Annotated in this window: 25 protein-coding genes; 18 read left to right on the top strand and 7 right to left on the bottom strand. The window is 69.4% G+C overall.

What is annotated here, in order from left to right; genetic code table 11:
- The first annotated feature begins 4 nt into the window (after window positions 1-4).
- From ACZ39I_RS40025 to ACZ39I_RS40000, 6 genes are all read left to right on the top strand, one after another.
- Window positions 5-595, top strand: a complete 591-nt coding sequence (locus ACZ39I_RS40025; protein ID WP_352385240.1) for a hemerythrin domain-containing protein — start codon at window positions 5-7, stop codon at window positions 593-595.
- Between the two features lie 308 nt (window positions 596-903).
- Window positions 904-2,622 carry an aa3-type cytochrome oxidase subunit I gene (ctaD, locus tag ACZ39I_RS40020; RefSeq protein WP_467250418.1) on the top strand — a complete coding sequence of 573 codons (1,719 nt, stop codon included), beginning with the start codon at window positions 904-906 and terminating at the stop codon, window positions 2,620-2,622.
- Window positions 2,619-2,996, top strand: coding sequence for a hypothetical protein (locus tag ACZ39I_RS40015; RefSeq protein ID WP_467250416.1), 378 nt, complete (start codon window positions 2,619-2,621; stop codon window positions 2,994-2,996). The genes ctaD and ACZ39I_RS40015 overlap by 4 nt, the downstream gene beginning before the upstream one ends.
- Before the next feature lie 382 nt (window positions 2,997-3,378).
- Complete coding sequence (locus tag ACZ39I_RS40010; RefSeq protein WP_467250415.1) at window positions 3,379-3,735, top strand: hypothetical protein; 357 nt, start codon at window positions 3,379-3,381, stop codon at window positions 3,733-3,735.
- 558 nt (window positions 3,736-4,293) lie between these two features.
- Window positions 4,294-4,782, top strand: coding sequence for an SPW repeat protein (locus ACZ39I_RS40005; RefSeq protein WP_467250413.1), 489 nt, complete (start codon window positions 4,294-4,296; stop codon window positions 4,780-4,782).
- A 299-nt stretch (window positions 4,783-5,081) separates the two neighbouring features.
- Window positions 5,082-5,348, top strand: a complete 267-nt coding sequence (locus ACZ39I_RS40000; protein ID WP_467250411.1) for an ANTAR domain-containing protein — start codon at window positions 5,082-5,084, stop codon at window positions 5,346-5,348.
- A 3-nt stretch (window positions 5,349-5,351) separates the two neighbouring features.
- Here the strand turns inward: ACZ39I_RS40000 and ACZ39I_RS39995 are convergent, their stop codons facing one another.
- Window positions 5,352-6,632 (bottom strand): PP2C family protein-serine/threonine phosphatase, encoded by a 1,281-nt coding sequence (locus ACZ39I_RS39995; RefSeq protein WP_467250409.1) that lies wholly within the window; start codon window positions 6,630-6,632, stop codon window positions 5,352-5,354.
- Between the two features lie 491 nt (window positions 6,633-7,123).
- Here ACZ39I_RS39995 and ACZ39I_RS39990 point away from each other — a divergent pair, with 491 nt between their 5' ends.
- The gene (locus ACZ39I_RS39990) at window positions 7,124-9,391 is read left to right on the top strand and encodes a M4 family metallopeptidase (RefSeq protein ID WP_467250407.1); all 2,268 of its coding nucleotides are present in this window, start codon (window positions 7,124-7,126) and stop codon (window positions 9,389-9,391) included.
- A gap of 181 nt (window positions 9,392-9,572) precedes the next feature.
- On the top strand, window positions 9,573-10,463 hold the full coding sequence (locus ACZ39I_RS39985) for an aminoglycoside phosphotransferase family protein (protein WP_467250510.1): 891 nt from the start codon (window positions 9,573-9,575) through the stop codon (window positions 10,461-10,463).
- Window positions 10,464-10,646: 183 nt separating this feature from the next.
- Here the strand turns inward: ACZ39I_RS39985 and ACZ39I_RS39980 are convergent, their stop codons facing one another.
- Complete coding sequence (locus ACZ39I_RS39980; protein ID WP_467250405.1) at window positions 10,647-11,075, bottom strand: VOC family protein; 429 nt, start codon at window positions 11,073-11,075, stop codon at window positions 10,647-10,649.
- 63 nt (window positions 11,076-11,138) lie between these two features.
- Between ACZ39I_RS39980 and ACZ39I_RS39975 the strand changes: the two genes are divergently transcribed.
- From ACZ39I_RS39975 to ACZ39I_RS39955, 5 genes are all read left to right on the top strand, one after another.
- Complete coding sequence (locus tag ACZ39I_RS39975; RefSeq protein WP_467250508.1) at window positions 11,139-11,792, top strand: hypothetical protein; 654 nt, start codon at window positions 11,139-11,141, stop codon at window positions 11,790-11,792.
- A 244-nt stretch (window positions 11,793-12,036) separates the two neighbouring features.
- Window positions 12,037-13,449, top strand: coding sequence for a dihydrolipoyl dehydrogenase (gene lpdA / locus ACZ39I_RS39970; RefSeq protein WP_467250404.1), 1,413 nt, complete (start codon window positions 12,037-12,039; stop codon window positions 13,447-13,449).
- 173 nt (window positions 13,450-13,622) lie between these two features.
- Complete coding sequence (locus ACZ39I_RS39965; protein ID WP_467250402.1) at window positions 13,623-14,801, top strand: cytochrome P450 family protein; 1,179 nt, start codon at window positions 13,623-13,625, stop codon at window positions 14,799-14,801.
- Window positions 14,802-14,866: 65 nt separating this feature from the next.
- A complete protein-coding gene (locus ACZ39I_RS39960) occupies window positions 14,867-15,814 on the top strand; it encodes an RNA polymerase sigma-70 factor (RefSeq protein ID WP_467250400.1) in 948 nt (315 codons plus the stop codon).
- Between the two features lie 112 nt (window positions 15,815-15,926).
- Entirely contained in the window at window positions 15,927-17,123 is a 1,197-nt protein-coding gene (locus ACZ39I_RS39955) for an NAD(P)/FAD-dependent oxidoreductase (RefSeq protein ID WP_467250398.1), read from the top strand.
- A 65-nt stretch (window positions 17,124-17,188) separates the two neighbouring features.
- On the opposite strand, the gene ACZ39I_RS39950 is transcribed toward ACZ39I_RS39955, so the two are convergent.
- The 4 genes from ACZ39I_RS39950 to ACZ39I_RS39935 all read right to left on the bottom strand — a co-directional run bounded on the left by ACZ39I_RS39950 (window position 17,189) and on the right by ACZ39I_RS39935 (window position 21,856).
- Window positions 17,189-18,358: a serine hydrolase domain-containing protein gene (locus ACZ39I_RS39950; protein WP_467250396.1), complete on the bottom strand. Its 1,170-nt coding sequence runs from the start codon at window positions 18,356-18,358 to the stop codon at window positions 17,189-17,191.
- 139 nt (window positions 18,359-18,497) lie between these two features.
- Window positions 18,498-19,625 carry a glycoside hydrolase family 12 protein gene (locus ACZ39I_RS39945; RefSeq protein WP_467250394.1) on the bottom strand — a complete coding sequence of 376 codons (1,128 nt, stop codon included), beginning with the start codon at window positions 19,623-19,625 and terminating at the stop codon, window positions 18,498-18,500.
- Window positions 19,626-19,790: 165 nt separating this feature from the next.
- On the bottom strand, window positions 19,791-20,813 hold the full coding sequence (locus tag ACZ39I_RS39940; RefSeq protein ID WP_467250392.1) for a LacI family DNA-binding transcriptional regulator: 1,023 nt from the start codon (window positions 20,811-20,813) through the stop codon (window positions 19,791-19,793).
- 206 nt (window positions 20,814-21,019) lie between these two features.
- A complete protein-coding gene (locus ACZ39I_RS39935) occupies window positions 21,020-21,856 on the bottom strand; it encodes a cellulase-like family protein (RefSeq protein WP_467250390.1) in 837 nt (278 codons plus the stop codon).
- Here ACZ39I_RS39935 and ACZ39I_RS39930 point away from each other — a divergent pair.
- Entirely contained in the window at window positions 21,819-22,163 is a 345-nt protein-coding gene (locus ACZ39I_RS39930; RefSeq protein ID WP_467250388.1) for an SMP-30/gluconolactonase/LRE family protein, read from the top strand. The genes ACZ39I_RS39935 and ACZ39I_RS39930 overlap by 38 nt on opposite strands.
- Window positions 22,164-22,281: 118 nt before the next feature.
- On the opposite strand, the gene ACZ39I_RS39925 is transcribed toward ACZ39I_RS39930, so the two are convergent.
- A complete protein-coding gene (locus tag ACZ39I_RS39925) occupies window positions 22,282-22,980 on the bottom strand; it encodes an SDR family NAD(P)-dependent oxidoreductase (protein ID WP_467250386.1) in 699 nt (232 codons plus the stop codon).
- A gap of 114 nt (window positions 22,981-23,094) precedes the next feature.
- Between ACZ39I_RS39925 and ACZ39I_RS39920 the strand changes: the two genes are divergently transcribed.
- The 4 genes from ACZ39I_RS39920 to ACZ39I_RS39905 all read left to right on the top strand — a co-directional run bounded on the left by ACZ39I_RS39920 (window position 23,095) and on the right by ACZ39I_RS39905 (window position 26,048).
- On the top strand, window positions 23,095-23,961 hold the full coding sequence (locus ACZ39I_RS39920; protein WP_467250384.1) for a helix-turn-helix transcriptional regulator: 867 nt from the start codon (window positions 23,095-23,097) through the stop codon (window positions 23,959-23,961).
- A 127-nt stretch (window positions 23,962-24,088) separates the two neighbouring features.
- Window positions 24,089-24,694, top strand: coding sequence for a hypothetical protein (locus tag ACZ39I_RS39915; RefSeq protein ID WP_467250506.1), 606 nt, complete (start codon window positions 24,089-24,091; stop codon window positions 24,692-24,694).
- Window positions 24,695-24,885: 191 nt separating this feature from the next.
- On the top strand, window positions 24,886-25,194 hold the full coding sequence (locus ACZ39I_RS39910) for a DUF7677 family protein (protein WP_467250382.1): 309 nt from the start codon (window positions 24,886-24,888) through the stop codon (window positions 25,192-25,194).
- A 200-nt stretch (window positions 25,195-25,394) separates the two neighbouring features.
- Entirely contained in the window at window positions 25,395-26,048 is a 654-nt protein-coding gene (locus tag ACZ39I_RS39905) for a hypothetical protein (protein WP_467250380.1), read from the top strand.
- Window positions 26,049-26,340: the final 292 nt, after the last annotated feature.

Below are 26,340 nucleotides of genomic sequence, written 5' to 3'. Positions count from 1 at the left end.
CGAGATGACCGAACTGCGCACTCCGCAGGCCGGCGACGACAGGGCCGAGGACACGGACGTGGTGGCCCTGCTGATGCGCCAGCACGGTGACATCCGCAACCTCTTCGACGAGGTCGAGCAGAGCCAGGGCGAGGAGCGGCGCGAGGCGTTCCGTCGTCTCGTACGCCTGCTCGCGGTGCACGAGACCGCCGAGGAGGAGGTCGTGCACCCCTTCGTGCGGAGGGCGGTGGACGGTGGCCGGCAGGTCGTCGAGGACCGCCTCGCCGAGGAGAAGGCCGCCAAGGAGACGCTGTCGTCCCTGGACGAGATGGACACCGACGATCCCCGGTTCCTGCCCCTGCTGAGGCAGCTGCGCACGGACGTGCAGGAGCACGCGCGGGCGGAGGAACGCTACGAGTTCTCCCACATCCGCCGCAGTACCGACCTGACGAACCTCGCCGCCATGGCCAAGGCCGTCAAAGCGGCCGAGGCGATGGCCCCCACCCGGCCCCACCCCGGCATCGAGTCCGGCGCGGCCAACGTTGCTCTCGGCCCGGTGGCCGCCCTCATGGATCGCACCAAGGACGCTGTCCGCAAGGCCATGGGCAACGGCTGACCCACGGCGGTAGATGCAGTCCACACCTGGGGGAACACCGTCCTCGTGCGGTGCGCCCCCAGGGCAACGTCCTCGATGCGCACGGGACGGGCTCGGCCCCACGCTCGGGCCGGAGAAGCGGCGGGGCAGCCGCCGGTGATGCCCGCTGTAGTCCAAAGGAATGGCCGGACCGGCCATGTGGCGCAAGGCCGGCTCCAGGCAGGAATCGCTTCGGCTCCCTGGGATTACGTTGCCCATGACTGGTTGTCCGGCCGCCACGGTGACCGTCGGCGGCGCCGGCCCACCTTGGCCTTCATCGAGGGGTTGTGATGGCGACTCATACCACTGAACCGATCTCTCCCGCTCCGGCGGCCGAGGACCGTCGGAGTCGCGGCCAGGTGATCGTGTCCTGGCTGAGTACGACCGATCACAAGAAGATCGGGCATCTGTATCTGATCACTTCGTTCTGCTTCTTCCTGGTCGGCGGGGCGCTGGCGATGGCGATCCGGGCGGAACTGGCCCGTCCCGGGCTGCAGTTCCTGTCCAGTGAGCAGTACAACCAGGCGTTCACGATGCACGGCACGATCATGCTGCTGCTGTTCGCGACCCCGACCTTCGCCGGGTTCGCCAACGCGATCATGCCGCTGCAGATCGGCTCCCCGGACGTCGCCTTCCCCCGGCTGAACATGTTCTCCTACTGGCTGTTCCTGTTCGGCGGACTGATCGTCCTGGGCAGTTTCCTGACCCCGCAGGGCGCCGCCGACTACGGCTGGACCGCCTACACCCCCCTCAGCGGCCCCATCCGCAGCGGCTACATCGGCGCCGACCTGTGGATCATGGGACTCGCGCTCGCCGGATTCGGCACCATCCTGGGCGCGGTCAACTTCATCACCACCATCATCTGCATGCGCGGCCCCGGCATGACCATGTTCCGCATGCCGATCTTCACCTGGAACGTGCTGCTGACCTCGGTACTGGTCCTGTTCGCGTTCCCTGTGCTGGCGGCGGCGCTGCTGGCGCTGGAGGCCGACCGCAAGTTCGGGGCGCATGTCTTCGACGCGCAGTACGGTGGGGCGCTGTTGTGGCAGCACCTGTTCTGGTTCTTCGGCCATCCCGAGGTGTACATCCTCGCGCTGCCGTTCTTCGGGGTGATCACCGAGATCATCCCGGTGTTCTCCCGCAAACCGATCTTCGGCTACATGGGCCTGGTGGGTGCGACCATCGCCATCGCCGGCCTGTCCGTCGTCGTGTGGGCACACCACATGTTCGCCACCGGCGCGGTCCTGCTGCCGTTCTTCTCCTTCATGACCTACCTGATCGCCGTCCCGACCGGGGTGAAGTTCTTCAACTGGATCGGCACCATGTTCAAGGGCTCGCTGTCCTTCGAACCCCCCATGCTGTGGGCGGCGGGCTTTTTGGTCACCTTCCTGTTCGGCGGCCTGACCGGCGTCATCCTCGGCTCCCCGCCACTGGACTGGCACGTCACCGACAGCTACTTCGTGGTCGCGCACTTCCACTACGTGCTGTTCGGGACCATCGTGTTCGCGATGTTCGGGGGCTTCAGTTTCTGGTGGCCCAAGATGACCGGCACCATGCTCGACCACCGCCTGGAGAAGATCCACTTCTGGACGCTGTTCGTGGGCTTCCACACCACCTTCCTGGTCCAGCACTGGCTCGGCGCCGAAGGCATGCCCCGCCGCTACGCCGACTACCTGGCCGCCGACGGCTTCACCGCCCTGAACACCGTCTCCTCCCTGGGCGCCTTCCTGCTGGGCCTGTCCACCCTGCCCTTCCTCTACAACGTCTGGAAGACCGCCAAGTACGGCGAGCGCATCGAGGTCGACGACCCCTGGGGATACGGCCGCTCACTGGAATGGGCCACCTCCTGCCCACCCCCACGCCACAACTTCACCGCCCTGCCCCGCATCCGCTCCGAATCCCCCGCCTTCGACCTGCACCACCCCGAGATCGCCCGACACGACCAGAAACAGCACTCCGGCAGACGCGACGCCATCGACGCCCCAGGACACGAAGGCCAACGGCCATGATCGGCAACCGGGCACGTGCTTCGCGACCCGGCCAGGTCACCACCCCCCTCGCCACCGAGGCCGAGGGCTACCTCCTGCTGCGCAGCCACCATGACAAGGCTCGCCGTGAAGCCGAGCAACTGTGCGCCCGTATGCCCTGGCTGACCACCGCCCAGGCGGAGGCGCTCACCCACCACTACCTGAACCAGCGCATCGAGCTCACCCGTCACATGCTCCAGGACACGGCCCGGCGCGCCGATCAACTGCGGCAGGAGTACGAGACCCGCTACGGCGAACTGCGCCGCGCACTGCTCAGGCGCCATGTCGCCTTCGTCTCCACCGTCCTGGCCTGCGCGACGGGTCTCGCTGCCGCGGCGGGAGTGCTGGCGCGGTAGGCGCCGCAGGCAGCCCCGTTTCGTGGCGGGAGCGGCGGGCACCCGGCACGCCCACGGGAGGATCCGCACGTCACCGCACGTGTGCGGTCGGGCACCGGTCCGAGCACTCGTGCCCGGCGGATCGGCCCGCCGAAACACCGGATGATCCTGTAGAGGGCCTCGATGAGCGAGTACACACCGTCCCAGGCCGAAGGCGAACGGGACGACGACAACGAGTCCGCGGAAGCCCGCCCCGACTCGGGCCCGCCCCCGGACGACTCCCTCCCAGGCGGAAGGGGAGCGAGCGCTGCCCGACGGTCCTGACCGGTACGCGCGGGCGCGCAGCGAGGATGAGCCCGGTGCGCACTCCGGTGCCGAGAGCCGGGCGCACGGCCGCGTCGTCGTGCCGGGGACGGCGAGCGCCGCCGAGGGCTACGGGCCACCGGGTGGAACGGCGGACGACGAACCCCTGGCCGGAGTCGGCAACACCGAGAGGCCCGGGCCGTCCGGTCCGGTCATCCGCGACCACGTACGAGAACTGCTCGCGGCGCGCGAGGACTCCGCCACGTTGGTGCTCATCGAGGGCCACGCCCAGGTGATCGCCGCCGCGGAACGGGACACCGACCGGTACGCGGGCGCACTGGACGTCATGTCCGCCGAGGAACTGGCCCACCGGATCGGGACGGACTCGCCGACGGACCGGGAACTGGACGTGCTGGCCGGTACGTTGAACACGATGGTGGCCCAGCTCGGAGCCTGAGTCGGTCAGCGGCGCCACGTTCGACGGCGGTGCCTGTGAGCGGCCGTCCTGGGCCAAGCCCGGTCGAGTTCTCAGGGACCTGACCAGCCGGCTTCCCATTCCTTACTGCGCCGCTGCTCCTCGTCCTCATCCGGCGCCTGCCCGTTGTCCTCCGGCGAGGGACCTGTCGACCGTGACGGCTCGTCACCTCCGGACGGGTCCGCCGTGTCGTCCGGAGTGCTCTCCTGATACGGCTCGTCCTGCGCTTCGTCGGACGCAGACTGCTCGGTCATGACCGGCCTTTCTGTCGGGTGATGATGTCGGCGTGGTGTGGCCGTCATGGGACACGTCCATCCGGCTCGAGGGCTGCGAGCCGTGTACCCCTTTCCTCGCATCAAGCCACCCGACCCGGCGCGCGGAAGATCCGGGGCGTCCCAGGGGCCGAGCCGCCGAGCCGCCCCCTTTTTTTGGCGGCGGAGCCGACACCCAGACGTGATGTGGAATCGGCGGTTCATCTCGCCGCCCGGGGTACTCGGCGGCCCAGTAAGACCCCATCCGTCCCCAATCGGAGGTGCGGAGATGACCACCTCTCCTCATTCGTCGATGGAAACCCATCCGGACCTGCTCGACATGCGTCGGCGCCACGAGATGGCGGAGCACGCCACGACCACCCCACTGGCGCAGGCCGTCGAGACGCTGGCCTTCCTCACGGGCGTGTATCTGGCGGCCTCGCCCTGGATCGCCGGCTTCAACGGCCTGTCGACGCTCGCCGTCAACAACCTGATCGTCGGCATCGCGTACGCCCTGCTGCTGAGCGGCGGCTTCGGCCGCGCATACGAGCGCACGCACAGCATGGCGTGGGCCGCCTGCGCGCTGGGCGTGTGGACCATCGTCGCCCCGTGGGTCGTGGCCGGCGACGTCAGCACCACCAGGTCGGAGGTCAGCAACATCATCGTGGGCGCCATCGGACTGCTGCTGGGGCTGGCGGCCAGCGCCCTCGCCGGCCGAAGCATGGGGCGCGGCGAGGAGCGCGGTGCTTCGATGTCGTACGGCGCCGGCCGGAGCTGACGTCCCGCGGCGCCCCATCGATCGGAGGGAACGACCTGAGTGACCCGGTACCCGGGCGTATCGCGCCCGGGTACCGGGTCGTCCGCGTACCGGCACGGGCACGGAAACGCCGTGGTTGTGCGGAGTGCCGTCGTAGGAGGACTGTGGGGGTGTACGGCTCATTTCCCCAAGCCTCCCTCTGGGGGGCTGGGTGTCGACCGTACGCCGGGATGTGGCCCTGCGAGGTAGGAACCCGTGGACCTCGGTGACCGCTTCCACTGTCCCGGCAGCGGGCCGACCGGCCCGCGGAACGGATCGTCATGGCCTTCCCCGACGGCGGCTGGGCCGACGCCTCCACTGCAGCCCATCTCCAGCAGGCACTGCGCCGACACCGTGTGATCAACCAGGCGGTCGGCATCGTCATGGCCCAGCGGCAGCGAACCAGTGCGCAGGCACGGGAGATGCTGTGCGCCACCGCCCGCGACCGCAGACTCACCCTCTTCGATGTGTGCACCGATCTGGTCGCAAGCCTCGGCAGACCGCCGCGGGACCCACCCGACCCCTCGCCCCCCGGCCCCCACCTGTAGCCGTCAGCTGTGGTCGTCGGGCAGCGGGATTCCGGCGAGTGGTGCGGCGCGGGAGAGATGGGTGTCGGGGCCGAGCCATTCGCACACCAGGAGGCTGGCGTCGTCGTGGAGCCGGTCGTCGTGGTGCTTGAGGAGGGCGCGGATGAGGCGGCGCAGGGTCTCGGGGACGGAGAGCTGGTCGGCGTGGTGGCGGACGAGGAAGTCGATGAACCGGTGCACGCCGAACTCCCGTCCTTCGGCGGTACGGGCTTCTGTGATGCCGTCGGTGTACAGGACGAGCCGGTCGCCGGGCTGGAGCTGCTCATGGCAGACGGTGGTGGGCAGGTGCAGGTCGGTGCCCATCGGGTGGGCGGGCGGGCAGCGCAGGAGGGACGTCCATCGGCCGCCGCGGATCACGATGGGCGGATGGTGGCCGCGGTTGACCCAGGTCAGCATGCCGGTGGAGGTGTCGAGGTCGGCGAGGATGCCGGTGACGTAGCGGCTGGTCCCGAACTGTTCCAGCAGGACCTGTTCGACGGCGTCGCCGAGGGCGGACAGTGGGGTGTTCTGCCTGCGGTTGTTGCGGCAGGCGCCCAGGGCGAGGTTGGCGGTGATGCCGGCTGCGGTGTCGTGGCCCATCGCGTCGAACATCGACAGGTGTACGACGTTGTCGGCGACGGCGTAGTCGTAGGCGTCGCCGCTGACCTCGTACGCGGGTTCCATCGCCGCGCCGATGACGACCCGGCCGTCGGCGTAGGTACGCGGCGGCATCAGGGTCCACTGCATCTCGGCGGCGACGTTCATCGGCCGCACGCGGCTGAAGCGGGCGTAGGAATCGCTGACGTCTCGTGTGCTGATGACCAGCAGGGCCACCAGGGACGCCAGCGCGTACATGTCCCGCCGCGTCTGCGCGTCGTCCCTCCGGGAGGTCACATGCAGCACGCCGAGCCGCTCCGCGCCGTCCAGCAGCGGCACCCACCAGCCGTGGGCGCCGGGGTGGACATCACCGGTGGCCATCGTGCGGCCGTACTGATAGGCGCGGCCGGCGACGGTGCCCTCCACGGTCAGTTCCGCGATCCCCTCGGGCGCGTCCTGGGCGGCGTCCAGGCCCTTGCCGGTGAGGAGGCGAAGGACGTTGCGCTGGAGATCACCGAGGTAGATCCGCACGTCACTGAATCCGGCGCGCGCGGCATTCTCGGCCACCAGCGAGGGCATGCGCTCGAACGACATCAGGTGGCTGCCGATCAGCAGATCGGCCAGCATGCCCTGCATCGCTTCCTCGTGATCCGCCACCACTGCCCTCATCTCCGCACGGCAATCGCGCAGCGAATACTCACCGATACCCGAGATACCCCGATATTCGCTTCTCTCCAGTACCCACCACGGCCCGCGCCAACATCCCGCTTCCGCTGGTGCGGGAACTTCGAGCCGGTGCCCGGTGGACCACGGTGAACCGGGAGCGCGTCGAGCAGCTGGAGCACCGTGCTGCGACTGACCGGTATCCCGGGAACGCACGGGGCTGCACACGGCGTTCGCCGAGGCCGAAAACCGGCCGCCGTGTGTACCGATTTGCCTGACGTTCCTGATCAATTCAAGCCGTTGGGTTGAGGCTTACATGACAAGAACGCGTCCGCGATGTCAGTCTTCTCCGGGAATTCACAGCCCCCTCACAGGTTCATCACCCCCACCTCCTTCCACCCGCATGCCGTGCAGCGCCCCGGACCGGCGTACCCCGCCGATCCGTCTCGTCCACGGCCCCCACCACGGGTCGGCCGTCGTACCGAAGGAGAACCTCCTTGCCCCTGCGACAGAACGCCCTCGTGCGCCCCAGACGCCTCACCGGCCTCGCTCTGGCGGCCGTCGGCACCCTGCTCGCCCTCGCCGTCCCGGACTCCGCCACCGCGGTTCCGGCGCATCCGGCAAACGCGAAGATCACCGCCACGCCTCGGGCCGGCGCCGCCCAGCCCCCGCTGTCCCCCGCCCGCCGAACCGCCCTGATCAGGAGCGCCCGGTCCGAGGCGGCCGGAACCGCGCAGCGCATCGGCCTCGGCGCCAAGGAGAGGCTCGTCGTCAAGGACGTCCTCAGGGACGCCGACGGCACCACGCACACCCGCTACGAGCGCACCTACGCCGGACTGCCCGTCCTGGGCGGCGACTTGGTCGTGCACGACAACAGCGGCCGTACGGCCGTCACCAGGGCCAACGCGGCGCAGCTGTCGCTGCCCTCGCTCAGCCCGAAGATCACGGCCGCAGGCGCCGCCGCCAAGGCCCTCGCCGCCTCGAAGCACGATCAGGTCAGGGGCGCCACGGTGGCCGACGCCTCCCGTGCCGTCGTCTGGGCCGGAACCGGCAAGCCCGTGCTGGCCTGGGAGACCGTCGTCGAAGGCGTCCAGAAGGACGGCACGCCCAGTGAGCTCCAGGTCGTCACCGACGCCGCCACCGGCAAGGAGCTCCTGGCTGCCGAGAAGGTGCACACCGGCTCCGGCACCGGCCAGTACGTGGGCACGGTCCCGCTCGGCACCACCCTGTCCGGGTCGACGTACCAACTCGCGGACCCCGACCGCGCCGGGCACCGGACGTACGACCTGGGCCAGGGCACCTCGGGCACCGGCACCCTGTTCACGGACGACAACGATGTCTGGGGCAACGGTCTGCCGACCGACCGCCAGACCGCAGGCGTCGACGTGGCCTTCGGCGCCGCGGCCACCTGGGACTTCTACAAGGAGGCCTACGGCCGCAACGGCATCCGCAACGACGGGGTCGCCGCCTACAGCCGCGCCCACTACGGGAGCAACTACGTCAACGCCTTCTGGCAGGACTCCTGCTTCTGCATGACGTACGGCGACGGCTCGGGCAACACCCACCCGTTGACGGCACTCGACGTGGCCGCCCACGAGATGAGCCACGGCGTCACCGCCGCCACCGCGGGTCTGGTCTACTCGGGGGAGTCCGGCGGCCTGAACGAGGCGACCTCCGACATCTTCGCGGCGGCCGTCGAGTTCCACGCGAACCTCGCGGCCGACCCCGGTGACTACCTCGTCGGCGAGAAGATCGACATCAACGGCGACGGCACGCCCCTGCGGTACATGGACAAGCCCTCCAAGGACGGCTCCTCCCGCGACAGTTGGAGCTCCACCCTGGGCGGCGTGGACGTCCACTACTCCTCCGGGCCGGCGAACCACTTCTTCTACCTGCTCTCCGAGGGCAGCGGCGCCAAGACCGTCAACGGCGTCTCGTACGACAGCCCGACCTACGACGGTCAGGCCGCCACCGGTATCGGCATCGAGAACGCGGCCGCGATCTGGTACCGGGCGCTGACGACGTACATGACCTCGACGACGAACTATGCCGGCGCCCGAACCGCCACCCTGTCGGCCGCCGCCGACCTGTTCGGGACCTACAGCCCGACCTACCTCGCCGTCGCCGACGCCTGGGCCGCGATCAACGTCGGCAACCGCATCGCCCTCGGCGTGAACCTCGCGCCGGTGGCGGACCAGATCAGCGGCGTCAACCAGGTCGTCAGCCTGCAGCTGGACGCCTACACCACCAACACCGGCGCCTCGCTGACCTACGAGGCCACCGGCCTGCCGGACGGGCTGGCCATCAGCCCGAGCGGTCTGATCAGCGGTACCCCGACCACACTCGGCACCGGCGACGTCACGATCAAGGTGACCGACAGCACGGGAGCGACCGCCTCGGTCGGCTTCAGTTGGCAGATCGCCTACGTCTACGCCAACGCCTCCCGAGTCGACATCCCCGACAACGCGGCAGCCGTGGAGTCCCCGGTGACCATCACGGGCCGCGACGGCAACGCCTCCGCCACCACCAAGGTCTACGTCAACATCGTCCACACCTACCGCGGTGACCTGACCGTCGACCTCGTCGGCCCGGACGGCACCGTCTACTCCCTGCTCAACCGCAGCGGAGGCTCCGCCGACAACGTCGACCAGACCTTCACGGTCGACGCCTCCGCACAACCGCTCAACGGCACCTGGAAGTTGCGCGTACAGGACCGGGCGTCCATCGACGTCGGATACATCGCTCGCTGGCAGCTCACTCCCTGACGCGGCGTCACCGGCACCACCGGAACCCCGCTGCCCGGGCCTCTCGGGGCCCGGGCAGCGGGGTTCCGTAAAACCCAGTTCCATCCGGACCGTGGCGTATGAATACTGGCTGTCGCCCCAGTTGATCCGGCTGCTTCGGGCGTTACGCATGGGGCTGGTGGGAGGGCCTGCGGGAGTGACCATGCACGAGGACCAAGTGGACGTGACGCCCGAGGTGGTCGCGGGCTTGATCCAGGAACAGTTCCCTCGGTGGAGCGGCAAGGCGATCCGACTCGTACCGTCGACCGGGACGGTCAACGCCATCTTCCGTATCGGGGACGACCTCTCTGCGCGCTTCCCACTGCGCGCTGCCGACGCCGCCGAGACACTGGCGGTTCTGGAACAGGAAGCCCGGGCGAGCGCGGAGTTGGCAAAGGTGTCTCCGTTCCCGGTCCCGGAACCCGTCGCCCTGGGAGAGCCTGGAGCGGGTTACCCCATGCCGTGGTCGGTCCAGACCTGGCTGCCGGGAACGGTCGCCTCCGATGCCGATCCGAGCGGGTCGGACGTCTTTGCCGAGGACCTCGCGGCCTTCATCGCAGCCCTGCGAGGCGCTGACACGGGGGGTCGGCTCTTCAGTGGCGAAGATCGTGGCGGCGTTCTCGCTCACCACGACGATTGGATGGCGGAGTGCTTCAAAGAGAGTGAGGGGCTGCTCGACGTGCCCCGGCTGCGCCGATTGTGGAGCCGCTTCCGGGAGTTGCCACGCACCGGCGCCGACGTGATGAGCCATGGTGACTTGATTCCCGGCAATGTACTGGTCGCGGGAGACCGGCTCAGCGGCGTACTCGACACCGGCGGGTACGGCCCGGCCGATCCCGCGCTGGATCTCGTCAGCGCCTGGCACCTCTTGCAGCCGGGCCCGCGGGAACTGCTCCGGCGGACACTGGCCTGCGGCGACCTGGAGTGGGAGCGCGGCAAGGCGTGGGCGTTCGAACAGTCGATGGGTGTTGTCTGGTACTACCTCGAAAGCAATCCGACGATGAGTGCAATGGGGCGCCGGACGCTCGACCGCATCCTGGAGTCGATGGAGTGACTTACGCGAGCGATGGCCACCGAGCTGCGGCCCACGCCAGCCATCCTGACCATCCGGGAGGCGGGCCTCCTACCTCATGTCCATCGAGTTCCGTGGGGTCAGCCGCGGCGCGCTGTGCTCCTCGGCCGACTGTCGAGCCCTCGTGGTCTATCCGGCGGGAGGAGTAGGAAACGTTCGAGGCCCTCAGTCGATACAGAACTCGTTGCCCTCGATGTCCAGCATCGGGATGCAGGAGTCGTTGCCGTCGTACAGCGTTCGCACGTGTACCGCGCCGAGCGGGACCAACCGTTCGCATTCGGCCTCAAGCGCGGCGAGGCGCTCTTTCCCCACGAGGCCGGTGCCGACTCGCACATCGAGATGCACCCGGTTCTTGGCGGCCTTCCCCTCAGGGACGCGCTGGAAGTACAGCCGCGGGCCCACGCCTGAGGGATCAACGCAGGCGAACCAGGAATCGCGCTGCTCAGGCGGCTGCGAGCCCTTGAAACCGTCCCAAGTGGCAAACCCCTCCGGTGGCGACGGTACGACGTACCCCAGCACCTCGCACCAGAATCGAGCGAGACGCTCGGGTTCTGCGCAGTCGAAGGTGACCTGGAACTTCTTGATCGACGTCATCGGTCCACCATATTGGCCCCCAACTGACGCTCACCCGCATGCAGTACCGTCGCTGGCGTGTCCATGCCGCCATCGCCACCACCACCGTCGTCCCGCGTCGGTCTGGTGACCGGGATCGCGAGCGCGGCCTTCGTGGTCGTCCTGGCGATCCTGCTGACGCTGGTGGTGATCGGAGTGAAGGCCGAAAGCGGTTTTCCCGAGGCTGACTTCGCGCTGGTTCTGCCCAGGACGCTGCTCGACGGCCGTTACGAACTCGCCAAGGATCTCTCCGGCTCCGTGGGCCGGAAGATCGAGAAGGGGTCGACCGGGATCCGGGATGCCAAGATCACTCATGCTGTCGTGGGGGAGTACAGCCTCGGCGGCGACCCGGCCAAGGGCGCGCTGGTGATCACGGGCTTCTACGGCCGGTTCAAGCACCAAGCCAGGACCCGGGCCGAGGCGTTGAGGCGTGACGGTGAAGCCGACGGCGCCACGGTATCGGTACCACCGAGGGACGTCACCCCGGCGGGGTCGGCCGTAAGGATCAGCTGCGAGGTGCTCGCGCGGAAGCTGCCCGCCCTGACGATCACCTACCCGGTCTGCGTCTGGGCGGACGGCAACACCTCGGCCCTGGTGGCCGAGATGACCTTCGGTGCCGTGAACGCCGACCTCGACCTGAAGTCGGCCGCCAGGACCACGCTCCGGGTCCGCTCCGAGACTCTGAAGGCGATCAAGTGACCGGGAGAGCAGCGCCTTCCGCTCGGCAGGGCCGGTCGCCTCGCGGCGAGAGGGCCATCCGTGGAGTCGGCGAGATGGTGCCGGGCCAGTGACGATTTCGCGGGCATAGATCACGGCAGCGGGATGCTGAAGTGGATGCCGGGGCCGCTGTCGCCGAGGTGGTCGACCACATGGTCGCCTCCCTCGTCCTCCGCCGGCTCGGTCGAGTGGTTGAACAGGTTGTCCGATCGGAAGGAAGCCGTCCATGGACGAGCAGGACGAGCACTTCGACGTCGTCGTACTCGGCGCGGGCCCCGGCGGGTACGTCGCCGCCATCCGGGCCGCCCAACTGGGCAAGCGCGTCGCGGTGGTCGAGGAGAAGTACTGGGGCGGCGTCTGCCTGAACGTGGGCTGTATCCCCACCAAGGCCCTGCTGCGCAACGCCGAGCTCGCGCACATCTTCACGCGCGAGGCGAAGACCTTCGGCATCAAGGTGGACGGGGAGGTCTCCTTCGACTACGGCGAAGCCTTCCGCCGCAGCCGGAAGGTCGCCGACGGCCGGGTCAAGGGCGTCCACTACCTGATGAAGAAGAACAAGATCACGGAGATCAACGGGCGCGGCACGTTCCTCGACCCGCACAGCCTCCAGGTGGCCGACTACGACGGCAACACCCGCACCATCGGCTTCGACCACTGCATCATCGCCACCGGCGCCACCCCCAAACTGCTGCCCGGTACCCGCCGCACCTCGCGCGTGGTGACGTTCGAGGAGCAGATCCTGGCCGAGGACCTGCCGCAGTCCATCGTCATCGCGGGCGCCGGCGCGATCGGCATCGAGTTCGCCTACGTGCTGCACAACTACGGCGTGAAGGTGACGATCGTCGAGTTCCTGGACCGGGTCGCCCCGCTGGAGGACGCCGAGGTCTCCGCCGAACTGGCCAAGCAGTACCGGAGGCTGGGCATCGACGTACTCACCTCGACCCGGGTCGAGTCGATCGACGAGTCCGGCCCGCAGGTCCGCGTCACGGTCACCGGCAAGGACGGCGCCCGGAAGGTGCTGGAGGCCGACAAGGTCCTGCAGGCGATCGGCTTCGCCCCGAACGTCACCGGCTACGGCCTGGAGAAGACCGGCGTGGCCGTCACCGAGCGCGGCGCGATCGACGTCGACGGCCGCTGCCGCACCTCCGTCCCGCACATCTACGCCATCGGTGACGTCACCGCGAAGCTGATGCTCGCGCACGCCGCCGAGTCGATGGGCGTGATCGCCGCCGAGACGCTCGCGGACGCCGAGACCATGGAACTCGACTACGTCATGATCCCGCGCGCCACGTTCTGCCAGCCGCAGATCGCGAGCTTCGGTTACACCGAGGCGCAGGCCCGGGAGAAGGGCTTCGACGTCCAGGTCGCCAAGTTCCCCTTCACCGCGAACGGCAAGGCACAGGGCCTGGGCGACGCGACCGGCTTCGTGAAGCTGATCAGCGACGGCAAGTACGGCGAACTCCTCGGCGGCCACCTCATCGGCCCGGACGTCACCGAGCTCCTGCCCGAACTGACCCTGGCCCAGCAGTGGGACCTGACCGTCCACGAGGTCGCCCGCAACGTGCACGCCCACCCGACGTTGGGCGAGGCGGTCAAGGAAGCCGTCCACGGCCTCGCCGGCCACATGATCAACATGTAGGGGCGCTGCGCCCTTTGCCGGCCACGCGGGAGTGGGCGCTCTTCTCCGGCACCTGGGGCCACGGGTCGGATGGTCCGCCAGGCGGGGGCTCCTATCGGTAACTGACGTGTATCCGGCCTGTGTTGGGCGTGTCGCCGACGGCGGTGAGCCCGAGCCGGTTGGAGGCTGGAAGCATGACCGACCCGACTCAGGACCCCCGCTTCCTCCAGGACCCGTACCCCGTCTATGCGGCCATGCGGTCCAGTTGCCCGGTGCAGTCTCTCCCCGCCGAGTCGGGCGGCCGCGCCGGCTACCTGGTCACCGGATACGCGGAGGCCAGGGAAGCCCTCGGCGACGCCCGGCTCTCGAAGGACACGGTCGTCTTCTTCGCGGACAAGGCGTCACGGCGCCGTCTGCACTCCGCGGTGGCGCACACCATGCTGGCCAGCGACCCACCCCGGCACACCCGGCTGCGCAAGCTGGTGACCAAGGCGTTCACCGCGAAAGCCGTCGCACAGCTGCGTCCGTTCATCGCCCGCCTCACCGCAGAGCTGCTGGACCAGTGGACCGTCGGAGAGCAGGTCGACTTCGTGACCGGCCTGGCGGTGCCGCTGCCCGTCGTCGTGATCTGTGAGCTGCTCGGCGTCCCCGAGGCGGACCGGCCCGACGTGCGGCGCTGGTCCGGAGAGCTGTTCGCGGCAGGCAGGCCGGACGTCATCGACGCGGCCTCGCATTCCATGGCCGACTACATGACCGGCCTGATCGCGGCCAAGCGCCTGCACCCCGGTGACTCTCTTCTCGACCGGCTCATCGCGGCTCGCGACGGAGCCGAGCAGCTGAGCGAGGAGGAACTCGTCTCTCTGGCCGTGCTGTTGCTCGTGGCCGGGCACGAGACCACGACCAACTTCCTCGGCAACGCCGCACTGGCGTTGCTGCGGCGCCCGGCCGAGTTGCACCGCCTCCAGCAGCATCCGGACGACGTGCCGGCCGTGCTGGACGAGCTGCTCCGGTTCGATTCCCCGGTCAGTACGGCCACCTTCCGGTTCACCACCGAGGCCGTCACACTCGGCGGTACCGACATCCCGCCCGGTGCCCCCGTATGGGTCGCTCTCGGCGCGGCCAACCGCGACCCCCAACGGTTCCCTTCACCGGACCTCCTCGACCTGGACCGGGACGCCTCCGCACATCTCGGCTTCGGCCACGGCATCCACCGCTGTGTCGGCGCACCCCTGGCGAAGGCCGAGGCGGAGATCGCCCTGCGGGCGGTACTGACCCGGTTTCCCGGCATCCGACTTGCCGTACCGCCTGATCAACTGCGGTGGCGGCGCACTCGTCTCGTTCGCGGCCTCGCATCGCTTCCTGTCCTGGTGTGACCTGCAGGGCTTCATGGACCGGCAACTGCCGTGTAACCGCGGGCACCGCCGGATAAGATCTCCGCATGGCCCTGACCTTCAACGACGTGGACCGGTTCGAGGCGGCCAGGCCGCGTCTCGAGGCCATCGCCTATCGCATGCTCGGCTCCTCGAGCGAGGCCGAGGACGCCGTGCAGGAGACCTATCTGCGCTGGCAGGCCGCCGATGCCGGGCGCATCGAGGTGCCCGAGGCGTGGCTGACCAAGGTGCTCACCAACCTCTGCCTCAACCAGCTCACGTCGGCCCGTGCGCGCCGCGAGACCTATGTCGGCCAGTGGCTGCCCGAACCGTTGCTCGACGGGGACCCGATGCTGGGCCCCGCGGAGACGGCCGAGCAGCGCGAGTCGGTGTCGTACGCCGTGATGGTTCTGCTGGAGCGCCTCTCGCCGAACGAGCGCGCGGTGTACGTGCTGCGCGAGGCGTTCGCATACTCCCACCGGGAGATCGCCGAGATCCTGGACCTCAGCGAGGCGGCCAGCCAGCAGATCTTCCATCGCGCGAAGAAGCATGTGGCGCAGGGCAGGGCACGCGTCGAGATCGACGAGGCGGCCGCGCGCCGGATCGTCGAGGAGTTCCTCGCCGCGGCGACCAGTGGGGAGACCCAGCCGCTGATCAAGCTGCTCACCTCTGACGCCATCGCGGTGGGCGACGGCGGCGGGAAGGTGCCGGCCCGGGCCAGTGCCTTCGAGGGCGCACGCACGGTGGCGAAGTTCCTGCGCGGGCTGTTCAAGCCGGCCCAGGCCAAGCGGGATCTGATCGGCGGTTCGCCCGACCTCTACGTCGCCACGGCCAACGGCGAGCCCGCGGTCGTCGTGGCGGTCGACGGACGGGTCGTCGGCATCATGTGTCTGGAGCGGACGCAGGAGGGGATCGTCGCGGTCCGCAGCCAGGTCAACCCGGACAAGCTGGAGCGGGCTGCACAGCGCTGGGCGGCGGGCGATTTCGGTCCTCCGGTCGTGACCGAAGCCCTCTGATCCCTCATGTGACGCAGGTCACTCCATTCTTCTGTCAGGTATCGGCGGGCTGTCCGGTTCAAGGGGCGTGACCGGGCCAGAAGGCACCGGACCCGCAGACAGGAGCAGGAAGATGCAGCACCGGATCATCGTTCTCGGCGCCGGCTACTCCGGGGCGATCGCGGCAGGCCGACTCGCCAAGCGGTTGCGCCGGGAGGACGTCGCCATCACCCTCGTCAACGCCGAGCCCGATTTCGTCGAGCGGGTCCGCATGCACCAGCTGGCCGTGGGGCAGGAGCTCGCACCGCGTCCGCTGCGCGAGATGTTCGCGGGCACGGGCGTCGAGGTGAAGCTCGCGAAGGTCACGTCGATCGACGTGGACCGCAAGACGGTCGCGGTGCAGAGCACGGAGGGCACCGCGGAACTGGCGTACGACACCCTCGTCTACGCCCTCGGCAGCGGCGGGAACGACCACGGCGTCCCGGGTGTCGCCGAGCACGCCCACCAGATCGCGAGCCGCCCCGGCGCGCTGCGGCTGCGTGAGCGCCTCGCAGGGCTCGCCGAGGGCGAGACGGTCCTCGTCGTGGGCGGTGGTCTGACCGGCCTGGAGTTCGTGACGGAGCTGGCCGAGACCCGCCCGGACCTCGATGTCACCCTGGCCACACGCGCCGAACTGGGCGACTGGCTCTCCCCGAAGGGCCGCGCGCACCTGCGCAAGGTCATCGACGGGCTCGGCATCACGGTGTACGAGAACGCCGCGGTGACCGCCGTCGGGGCGGACCGAGTCACGACCGCGGACGGCCGGACCTTCCCGGCTGCCGTCACCGTCTGGACCACGGGCTTCGCCGTCCACCCGCTGGCCGCTGCCACCAGCCTGGAACTCGCGGACAGCGGCCGCATCGTGGTCGACGCGACGATGCGCTCGGTCTCGCACCCGGACGTGTACGCGATCGGCGACGCCGGCCATGCGCTGGGCGCCGGCGACAAGCCCCTGCGCATGTCCTGCGCCTCGGGCACCCCCATGGCCTGGCAGGCCGCCGACTCCATCGCCGCCCGCCTGACCGACGGCAAGCTGCCGAACGCCACGCTGCGCTACTTCAACCAGTGCATCTCGCTGGGGCGAAAGGACGGCCTGATCCAGTTCGTCACCGCCGACGACCGCGCCGTGGACCACGCCCTGACCGGCCGCTTCGCGGCTCACTACAAGGAGTTGATCTGCAAGGGCGCGGTCTGGGGTGTCGCCAACCCGACGCTGGGCATTCCGGTGCGACGGCGGCGAGCGGTGGCCGAGCGCACGGGTTCCGAGGCGACCGCACGCATGGCGGCGTGATCCACGTGGCGCCGCGCGGCACGGAGGGCCCGGACCGCCACGGTGTCCTCCGCGGCCGGTCGTCGTCAGGTGGTGAGCAGGTCGGCGACCCGAGCGATCATCCGGCTCTCACCGCCGTCGCGGGCGGTCGTCGGGTGGTACGCGAGGACGAAGCGGCGCTGCTGGTCGCGAGTGGAGAAGGCGGCGTTCTTGTAGCCGTATGTCTCCCCGGTCTTGCCCCAGAGGGTGACGCCGTTGACGGTGGCCTGCTGCAGGCCGGTGCTGTAGCGGGCGGGGGAGCCGTCCAGCATCCGCACCTCGTCGGGCGGCAGGGTGAACATCAGCCGAAGCAGCCCCGGCGGCAGCAACTCGCCGGAGAACAGCGCGGAGAGCATGCGGTCCAGATCGCCCGTGGTGGAGATCATGTCGCCCTCGCCCCGGCTGGACGACTGGTCGTACGTGGTGATGTCCCGCAGGCTGCCGTCGGCCATCGTCAGGTAGCCGTGCACGTGCCGACCGTGGATGCGCGGGTCGTCGCCCGGTACGACCGTACGCGCCAGGCCCAGTGGACGCAGGATGCGGGCCGCGACGGCCTCCCCGTACGAGCGGCCGGTGAGCCTTTCGATGATCAGCGCGGCGAGTACGTAGTTGATGCCGCGGTACTCCTGCCGCGTGCCGGGGGTGAACTTCAGCGGTCCGTGGGTCGCCGTCGCCACCCACTCCCGCGGTGTCCAGTGGTCGAAGCGGTGGCGGAACACCTCCTCCGCGGTGTGCGGGTCCGGGATGCCGACGTGGTCGGGCAGTCCGCTGGTGTGGTTCAGCAGGTGCGCCAGGGTGACAGCCGCGAACCGGGCCGGCAGCAGCCCCGGCAGGACGTGCCGTACCGGCGCGTCCAGGGTGACCCGTCGCTCCGCCACCAGTTGCAGCACCACCGTGGCGACGAAGACCTTGGTGATGCTGCCGATCCGGACCCTGTCGTCCGCCGACACCGGACGCCGCGTTCGGATGTCGGCCACTCCGGAGGTTCCTCGCCAGTGGCCGGCAGTGCCGCCGACGCTCAGCTGGGCCGCGGTCGACGGCGGGTGCTCCAGGTCGTCGATCGCCGCCTGCAGAGCGGCGGGGTCCAGGGGCGGGAGCGGCACGGGTAAGGCGGCGCTCGCCCGCTGCACGGGCAGTACCGCGGTGGCGGCCAGCGCGGCCGCCCCCGATACGGCGACGCTCACAAACGACCTGCGGGAGATGCGGGTTGGGGTCATACGCGACATCCTGCCCGCGGGGACGGACCCCCGACATCGGGGTCCTCCCGGAGTGATCCCGGATCACCCCCTGACCCGCCCTCCGAGGCTTGCCGGGCGCCGTGGGCGGATCGGGCGAGCCTCGGAGGGAGAGGCTGGATCACGTGGTGCAGGCGGTGCCGTTCAGGCTGAAGGCGGAGGGCTTGGCGAAGGTTCCGCTGGAGGTGCCCTGGAACCCGAAGGTCGCCTGGCCGCCGGGCGCCAGCTCGCCGTTGTGGCTCACATTGCTCGCTGTGACCGCTCCGGACGACCCGGAGAGGTTCGCGTTCCAGGCGTTGGTGATCTGCTGCCCGGAGGGCAGGGTGAACGCGAGCTTCCAGCCGCTGACGGGGGAGGTGCCGGTGTTGGTGATGGTGACGTCGGCGGTGAAGCCGCCCTGCCAGGCGTTCGCCCCGTACGCCACCTTGCAGGCCGTGGCGCCTCCCGGGGTGCCCGGGTCACTGGAGGAGCCCTTGTTGACGGTGGAGGAGAACGAGGTCACGGCGAGGCCGGCGCCGTTCTGCCAGGGTTCGAAGCCGGCCTGAACACTTGTCAGGTACCAGTTGTTCTGGGCGAGTCCGCGGGAGACGGCCTGCCGGGCGAAGTCCATGACGTCGAAGTTCCAGCTGCTGATCGCCGACGGCGCGACGAAGGACAGGACGTCGTTCGTGCCGTTGCTGCCGGACCACACCTGCCAGGTGCGCCCGCCCACGTTGGCGTTGCCGACCGGGGAGCCGATGGGCTGGACGGATCCGACCCTGTTGAACCAGATCATGATCTCGGTCCGGTTCACGCCGTCGGTGCGGGGCGTGGGGTCGAGCCAGATGTCGTACGCGGCGTCGTACACCGCGTTGTTGACGTAGTTGAAGGAGATGCTAGACGGCGCGGTGGAGATGGCGCTGAGCTGAGCGGGAAGCTGGGTGCCGGGAGAGCAGTTGGTGTAGTGGCATCCGTTGAAGACGGACGGATACGACTTCGGGGCGCCGTTCGTCGGGACGGATCCGTCGGCCTGGGTGATCCTGAACCCCGAGTCGGTCGCCGTGATGCACTGGGTCGCGCTGGTGCCCCAGCGGTTGTTCTGGACCACGTACCGGCCCTGGATGGTCGTCGAACCGAAGGCCTCGCAGACCGTGGTGTCGGCCTGCGCGAGGGGGGCGGTGGTCAGCAGCGCGGCGAGCGAGACGAGCGAGGTGAGCAGCGCGCCGAGCAGGCCACGCGCGCGGCGGGCATGGTGCGGTGAAGGACGCATGCGAATCCTCTTCAGGCGTGGGGGAGGGGGTGACGGGGAGACGTTCCCGTGCCCTAATGAATGGGAGCGCTCCCAATCCTGGTTTCGGCAGGACTGTAGAGAATGCGCAGGGGCATGACAAGACTGAGCGCAGGAACGCGTTGAACCGATCGTGACGGGCCTGCGTCAGGTCGACTCGCGGACCACCAGTTCCGTACGGAGGATGACGTGGCGCCAGGCCACTGCGCCCTCCTCCATCTCCTCCAGGAGCAGTCGGATCATGGCCTGCCCGACCTCCTCGATCGGCTGACGCACGGTGGTCAGCCGTGGTTCGGTCCGCTGGGCCAGCGGAAAGTCGTCGAAGCCGATCACGGCGACGTCCTCGGGCACCCGGCGTCCGGCCGTGCGCAGGGCCTCCAGGGCCCCCGCGGCCGTGGTGTCCGACGCGGCGAGGACACCGTCGATGTCCGGATGCCGTTCGAGGAGCTCGGCCATGGCGCGGCGCCCGCTCTCCGCCGTGAAGTCGCTTTCGGCGACACGGGTCCGCTCGGCCTTCAGGCCCGCCTGCGCGAGGGCCTCTTCGTAGCCGCGCAACCGGCACTGGGCGGCGTGCAGGTCGAGCGGCCCGGTGATGGTGGCGATGACCCTGCGGCCCCGTTGTACAAGGTGGGAGACGGCACTGCGTGCGCCGCCGACGTTGTCCATGTCGACGTAACTGACGTACTCGTCACCGGAGCGGCGCCCCAGCAGCACGGTCGGCAACCGCGCTTCGGCGAGCATGTCCGGCAGCGGATCGCCGGCGTGTACGGACATCAGCAGGACGCCGTCGACCCGGCCGCCGCGCGCGTACTCGAGGAAGCGCTGCCGTTCGGCGTCCGAGCGCACCAGGGTCAGCATCAGCTGCATTCCGGTGTCGGTCAGGGCGTCCCCGAGCGAGGTGACGATCTCGGAGAAGAAGGGCTCAGCGAACTGCCGCCAGTCCGGCTCCGTCATGACCAGGGCGACGGCGTCGGCCCGCCGTCCGGCCAGGGAGCGGGCCGCGAGGTTGGGCACGTAACCGAGTTCGTCGATGGCCTGCTGTACGGCACGACGTGTCGACTCCTTCACGCCCGCCGCGTTGTTGATGACGCGGGAGACCGTGCCTCGTCCCACCCGCGCGTGGGCGGCCACCTCCTCCAGCGTCGGTGCCCCCGGGCGTCGTCTGCCCATGCGACCTCCCCCAAGAGATCACCGATCTTACCGGCGGGAGGAGATCGCGCACACGACTTCACCAGGGGGAGTGGCTGTGAACGGCCGCTGGGCCGCCCGTTGTTGGGAGCGCTCCCGAACATGGTGAGGGCATGGTTCCGGCCCTACAAGAAGCGCCGCGTCGGCACGGACCGCCCTCCGCGATCCGTGCCGACGCGGGGCCGCGTTCAGGCAGTGGTGATACGGGCGTTGACCTTCCGCATCCAGTCCCGGTCGGTGTGCCACACGGGGTGGTGCGGGGCCGCGTTCGAGGTCAGGACGACGCCCTGGAAGCCTGCCGTGAGGCAGCGGTCGACGACGAACTCGGCGATGTCCTTGCCGACGGCGTCCTCCTCGAAGCGCGTCAGCAGCGGGGTGTAGCCCACGACTCCCTCACCGAGGACGGCGGGGATGCCGCGACCGCGGGCGAACTCGGCGACGGAGTCGACCCATTGGGCCAGGGTCTCCCGCATGGGCTGCCGGTGCGCCGGATAGTTCTCGTAGAGCCACAGGTCCCAGCGATCCGGGTCGACCCAGTCGTGTGCGTAGAACAGTTCGCGCGGGATGCCGGTGGCGGCCAGCTGCCAGGGTTCGTCCGGCTGGTAGGCGTCGAAGGCGGGCGCGTCGGGGCGCAGCATGGCGGCCAGTTCGGGGGTCGGCCAGATGGCCGTCTCGGGCGCCGCCTCGGTGCCGTGGCCGAGTCCGACGGCCTCGTACAGCGCGCCGAGCACGCCGTAGACGTAGAAGTGGAAGTGCGCGATCTGCGCCTGCTCCGGCAGGTCGTCGAGTTCGCCGGGCCAGGGCTCGCCCAGGGAGTAGGTCACGGGGATGTCCGGGTGGCGTGCCTGAAGGAGCTTCACGGCGCGTTCGAGGGGGCCGCGCAGCCGGGCGTAGTGGCCGGGGGTGCCGTCCGCCGGTACCAGGTCGCAGTTGTCGACCTCGTTGTGCACCTCGACGTAGGCGACGGGGCCGGCCAGTCCGCGCTCGGTGAGGAAGTCCAGCAGCCCGGCGAGGGCTTCGGCCACCGCCTCCGCGCGGTCGGGGCCGGGGACCTCGGCCAGAGGCGGGGAGGGCTGCCTGTGGGTCGCGCTGTGGGGCGCCGGGGCGGTCCGCCGCTACGCCCCCGACGGCCGCCTGCTCCACACCGTGCCGGTCCCCGCCCCACATCCCACCTCGGTGTGCCTGCACCCCGACGACCACCGGCTCTTCGTCACGACGGCCCGGTACGGGGTGAGGAACCCGACAGCGGCGTCGGGCGCGCTGCTCAGCGTCCCTGTCCCGGTCAAGGGAACGGCGGCCTGTGCGTGGCAGGGCGGCTCGGGCGCTGCGTGAGCCGGGATCCGTAGCGTCGTCCGAAGTCGAGATGGCGTGCGTCAGAAGGGGCTCCTCGCGCTGGAGTAACTCTGCTGGATGTCTCGTCGCCCGAAACGGCTGATCCGCACAGCCGGTGTCAGGACCAGGCGATCTCGCCATGGCGGGAGACGAAGCGGCCGGTGCCTGCGCCGGGACCCTCGGTGGCGAGGTGGACGATCGCGTCCGTGCCCTCGGTGACGGTTTGGGGGCCGCTGTGACCGTTGAGGTCGGTCGCGGTGTAGCCGGGGTCGGCGGCGTTGACGCGGATGTCTTCGAGTCCCTTCGCGTACTGCGTGGTCAACATCGTCAGAGCCGCCTTGGAGGAGGTGTACAGCGGCGCGACGACGCGCGACTCGGGCCGGTCGGGGTCGTGGGTGAGGGCGAGGGACCCCATGCCGCTGCTGACGTTGACGATCACGGGGTCGTTCGAGCGGCGCAGCAGAGGCAAGAACGCGGTGGTGGTGCGGATGACGCCGATGACGTTGACGTCGAGGACGGCGCGGGCATCGGCGGCGGTGAGGTCGCCGGGATCGCCGACGGGGCCATGCACACCGGCGTTGTTGATCAGGACGTCGATTCTGCCCTCGTGTTCGGCCACGTCCACGGCCGCGGCAGCCACGGACGCGTCGTCGGTCACGTCGATCGGAACGTAGCGCGCCCCGAGTGCAGCAGCGGCCTCCTCGCCCTGTTCACGATCGCGCGCTCCCACGAGCACGGTGTGGCCGCACTCGATCAGGCGGCGGGCGGTCTCGCGACCGAGACCCTTGTTGGCTCCGGTGATGAAGGTGATGGTCATGCGTACGACTCTGATCCCGGCGACGGAGACGGACCAGGGACGCTTCGACGGTAGGAAGGCCAGTACCACCCTGGCGCCCCCACGCACGACCGGGGATGCGGGAGGATGGAGATCATGCTGGCAACACCCGGAACCGGACTGGGCGCGATGATTCGCACATGGCGGGAGCGGCTGCCCCCGTCGGCTGCCGGGCTGCCGGTGGCCCGCGGACGCCGGGCGGCCGGGCTGCGCCGCGAAGAACTGGCCGACCTGGCCGGCGTGTCGGTCGACTACATCGTGCGCCTGGAGCAGGGGCGGTCCACCACACCCTCGGCGTCGGTGGTGGCATCCCTGGCACGCGCCCTGCAGCTGTCCGCCGCCGAGCGGGACCACCTGTACCGGCTGGCCCAGCTTGTGCCGCCCGTTGGCGGCCCGATCTCCGACCATCTTCCGCCCGGTATGCAGCGGGTGCTCGCCCGCCTCGGGGACGTGGCGGTCGCCGTGTTCGCCGCGGACTGGCAGCTGGTGTGGTGCAACCGCGGGTGGGCTGCTCTGCTGGGCGATCCCAACGCCTCGCCTCCGCGCTTGCGCAACTTCGCCCGCGACAGGTTCCCGGTGGACGTCGGCCCCGCCCGGCTCGCGCTGTGGCCGGTGACCGAGGCGGACCGCGACGTCACCGACGCCGCCGTCGTCTCCGACCTGCGCCGCGCCACCGGCCGCTTCCCCCAGGACACCCGCTTGGCCACGCTGATCCGCGAGCTGAACGGGGGCAACAAGAGGTTCGCCGAGCTGTGGGCGACCGGAGAGGTGGCCGCGCACCGCGAGGACCACAAGACGATCGACCACCCGTCGGTGGGCCCGGTCACGGTGGACTGCGACGTTCTGACCGACGGCGACTCCGAGCTCAAGATCGTCATCATGACCGCCGTGCCCGGCAGCGAGGACGAGACCAAACTCCGGCTGACCGCCATCGCCGGCCCACCGGCCACCACGCACAACTGATCCGACCAAGGTGTCGGTCGGGTGGTCACCTTTGGACAGGTCACCGTAGGACACCCATTGAGGGCTCTGGCCGCGATTTTGTGATCAGCGGTGGTGACGGCTGTGGCCGTGGCATCGTGGCCGAGTGATGCATGGAGACGGTGAAGAGGAGTGGCTGGCGACCCAGCGTCCGTCGCGCGTGCGCGAGGTCCAGGCCGGGCGCCTGGCCTGGACCGAGGTTGACCTGATCGACATCGAGGGCGGGTTCGCGCATCCGTTGCGTGCCGGGCTGGAAGTCTTCGGTGTCCAGGTGAACTATCTGAGGGTCGGGCAGCCTCGACACCTGGTGGCCGCGTTGGACGGCAGCAGACCGATCGCCCCCTATGTGATTTTGTCCTGTCACGGCGACGAGGGACGCATCCTCATGGAAGACGTCGCCGAGGAACTGGCCAGGTTCCAGCCGTTCAACGGTGCCGTCGGGCCGGACCGAGTACGCGAACACTTCCAGCTGTCGGGCAGCGTCACTCTCGTCACCGGATGCGACACGGGGGAGCCTGCTCTGGCCGACGCCTTCCTCGACGCCGGTGCCGGCATCTACATCGCTCCCCGGGGCGCCCCCTTCGGCTATGCGAGCGTGTTCGCCCCGCTGTTCTTCTTCTACGAGCTCACCGAACAGCGCACCCCCATGGAGGCCGTCGAGCGCCTGCGCGCGCACGACGACGAACTGGCCATGTGGCAGCTCTATCGACGCTGACCCGAAGGCGGCCGACGCGAAAGGGCCTTGCAGCGCCACGGGGGAACGGCGCTGCAAGGCCCTACAGCTCCGCTTGCCCACCATCGGGGAGCCCATGCACGCATGCCAGAACCTTTCTGCGGATCATCGCTGCTGACGACGGCTGGCCACGGTGAGCGGAACTAGCGGAACTAAAGGGCTAGATTCTTCGCATGCCTTCGCATCTCAGCCATGGTGCTTCCGGAGCCCTCCGACGCTTCGCTGGATGGCTCGCCAGGGGGTCGGTAGGCCACCCGATGCTGGAAGGGATCGACTACTGGGAGGAGTTGCGCGCATCGCCTTCCCAGATGGAGATCTGCGTCGCGATCTTCGCCAACGTCCTTGAACTGGACGAGCAGGGATACCCGGTCAACGAGAAGTACGCGGAGCGCAGGGCTGCGGCCTGGATCTACCGATACTGCACCGGGCAGCTGCCCCCGGGGGAGCCGGACATCGAGCCGTGGGAATGCCAACTTCATTGAGTAGCCGCCGCAGACCAGCATCACCGTGCAGTACGTCAGTATCCGCATGCTTGCCCGCGTCAAGGTGATCCTGGTCGTCCAGGAAGGTCCGTTGACGCTGGCCGGACCCCGCGCGGGGGCAGGGCATCGGGATGAGGGAGCATCTGCTCAGCCACCGTGGCAGTCAGCCACCGTGCCGCCGTCTGCCTGCGAGGACCGTCATGCGTTCTGCCCTCCGTACCGTGCCACCCCTGCTCAGTTGTCTGCTGCTGGCGGGCTGTTCATCCGTCTCGCTCGGTACGTCGACGCCGTCCGAGACGCAGAGTCCGCCGACGGGAGCGCCGGCCGGCTCCGGGCGGGCGATCGCGGTGGGGGCCGGACCGCAGAAGCACTACACGGTGCAGAAGCAGCCGGCCGCGCACTCCTGCCACTACCGGTACCTCAACGGGGAGCCGCTGGAGGATCCGACGTGCACACCGGGCGCGATATCCCCGGCGGTCACCCAGACGAACCTGGCCTCGACAATCTGCCGCAAGGGCGGTTACACCTCCGGGATACGCCCCTCCACGTATGTGACGGGCAAAGAGAAAAAGCTCAACGCCGCCTCCTACGGCTTCACCGGACGCATGGCGGATGCCGAGTACGACCACCTGATCAGTCTGCAGTTGGGCGGAGACCCCAACGACTACCGCAACCTCTGGGTGGAGCCGGCCGACCCCGGCCACAGGAAGGGCTCGGGGGTCAACAACGCGAAGGATCCGGTGGAGACGAAGCTACACACCGCGGTCTGCAAGGGCACCGTCACCCTCGCCGCCGCACAGCAGGCGATCGCCACCGACTGGACCACGGCCCTGAACACGCTCCACCTGAGCTGAAGTCGGTGGTGAGGACTGACAGCGCACGAAAAGCCCCGGCTGGACGGGGGAGACCAGCCGGGGCCGTGTGCCGTGGCGTGCGGAGGGCGGTCGCCTCTCGGCGAAAGGCTCCATGGGGCTTCAGCCGAACGATCGTCCCCATGGGCTATAGGTGAGGCCCGGGACACTGTCCCCTCCGCCTGCCACATACAGATGAAGGGCCTTGACCCTTGATCCTGGACACACGAGACACTGGATCCTGAGGATCTGAGAACGGACATCTCGTGGTCATGAAGAACTATCCGCCGCAGTT

This window comes from Streptomyces sp. NPDC024687 (genome assembly GCF_055559055.1).
The sequence above is the reverse complement of the archived record's forward strand: the minus strand, read 5'-3'. Positions and strand labels throughout refer to the sequence as shown.

Coding starts and splice junctions, on each gene's coding strand:
- ACZ39I_RS39910 (WP_467250382.1), top strand. CDS start 24,886: ATGCCTTCGCATCTCAGCCATGGTGCTTCCGGAGCCCTCCGACGCTTC.
- ACZ39I_RS39955 (WP_467250398.1), top strand. CDS start 15,927: ATGCAGCACCGGATCATCGTTCTCGGCGCCGGCTACTCCGGGGCGATC.
- ACZ39I_RS39975 (WP_467250508.1), top strand. CDS start 11,139: ATGCCGCCATCGCCACCACCACCGTCGTCCCGCGTCGGTCTGGTGACC.
- ACZ39I_RS39920 (WP_467250384.1), top strand. CDS start 23,095: ATGCTGGCAACACCCGGAACCGGACTGGGCGCGATGATTCGCACATGG.
- ACZ39I_RS39980 (WP_467250405.1), bottom strand. CDS start 11,075: ATGACGTCGATCAAGAAGTTCCAGGTCACCTTCGACTGCGCAGAACCC.
- ACZ39I_RS39965 (WP_467250402.1), top strand. CDS start 13,623: ATGACCGACCCGACTCAGGACCCCCGCTTCCTCCAGGACCCGTACCCC.
- ctaD (WP_467250418.1), top strand. CDS start 904: ATGGCGACTCATACCACTGAACCGATCTCTCCCGCTCCGGCGGCCGAG.
- ACZ39I_RS39905 (WP_467250380.1), top strand. CDS start 25,395: ATGCGTTCTGCCCTCCGTACCGTGCCACCCCTGCTCAGTTGTCTGCTG.
- ACZ39I_RS39940 (WP_467250392.1), bottom strand. CDS start 20,813: ATGGGCAGACGACGCCCGGGGGCACCGACGCTGGAGGAGGTGGCCGCC.
- ACZ39I_RS39985 (WP_467250510.1), top strand. CDS start 9,573: ATGCACGAGGACCAAGTGGACGTGACGCCCGAGGTGGTCGCGGGCTTG.
- ACZ39I_RS39960 (WP_467250400.1), top strand. CDS start 14,867: ATGGCCCTGACCTTCAACGACGTGGACCGGTTCGAGGCGGCCAGGCCG.
- lpdA (WP_467250404.1), top strand. CDS start 12,037: ATGGACGAGCAGGACGAGCACTTCGACGTCGTCGTACTCGGCGCGGGC.
- ACZ39I_RS39945 (WP_467250394.1), bottom strand. CDS start 19,625: ATGCGTCCTTCACCGCACCATGCCCGCCGCGCGCGTGGCCTGCTCGGC.
- ACZ39I_RS39915 (WP_467250506.1), top strand. CDS start 24,089: ATGCATGGAGACGGTGAAGAGGAGTGGCTGGCGACCCAGCGTCCGTCG.
- ACZ39I_RS40015 (WP_467250416.1), top strand. CDS start 2,619: ATGATCGGCAACCGGGCACGTGCTTCGCGACCCGGCCAGGTCACCACC.
- ACZ39I_RS40005 (WP_467250413.1), top strand. CDS start 4,294: ATGACCACCTCTCCTCATTCGTCGATGGAAACCCATCCGGACCTGCTC.
- ACZ39I_RS39995 (WP_467250409.1), bottom strand. CDS start 6,632: ATGAGGGCAGTGGTGGCGGATCACGAGGAAGCGATGCAGGGCATGCTG.
- ACZ39I_RS39950 (WP_467250396.1), bottom strand. CDS start 18,358: ATGACCCCAACCCGCATCTCCCGCAGGTCGTTTGTGAGCGTCGCCGTA.
- ACZ39I_RS39925 (WP_467250386.1), bottom strand. CDS start 22,980: ATGACCATCACCTTCATCACCGGAGCCAACAAGGGTCTCGGTCGCGAG.
- ACZ39I_RS40025 (WP_352385240.1), top strand. CDS start 5: ATGACCGAACTGCGCACTCCGCAGGCCGGCGACGACAGGGCCGAGGAC.
- ACZ39I_RS40000 (WP_467250411.1), top strand. CDS start 5,082: ATGGCCTTCCCCGACGGCGGCTGGGCCGACGCCTCCACTGCAGCCCAT.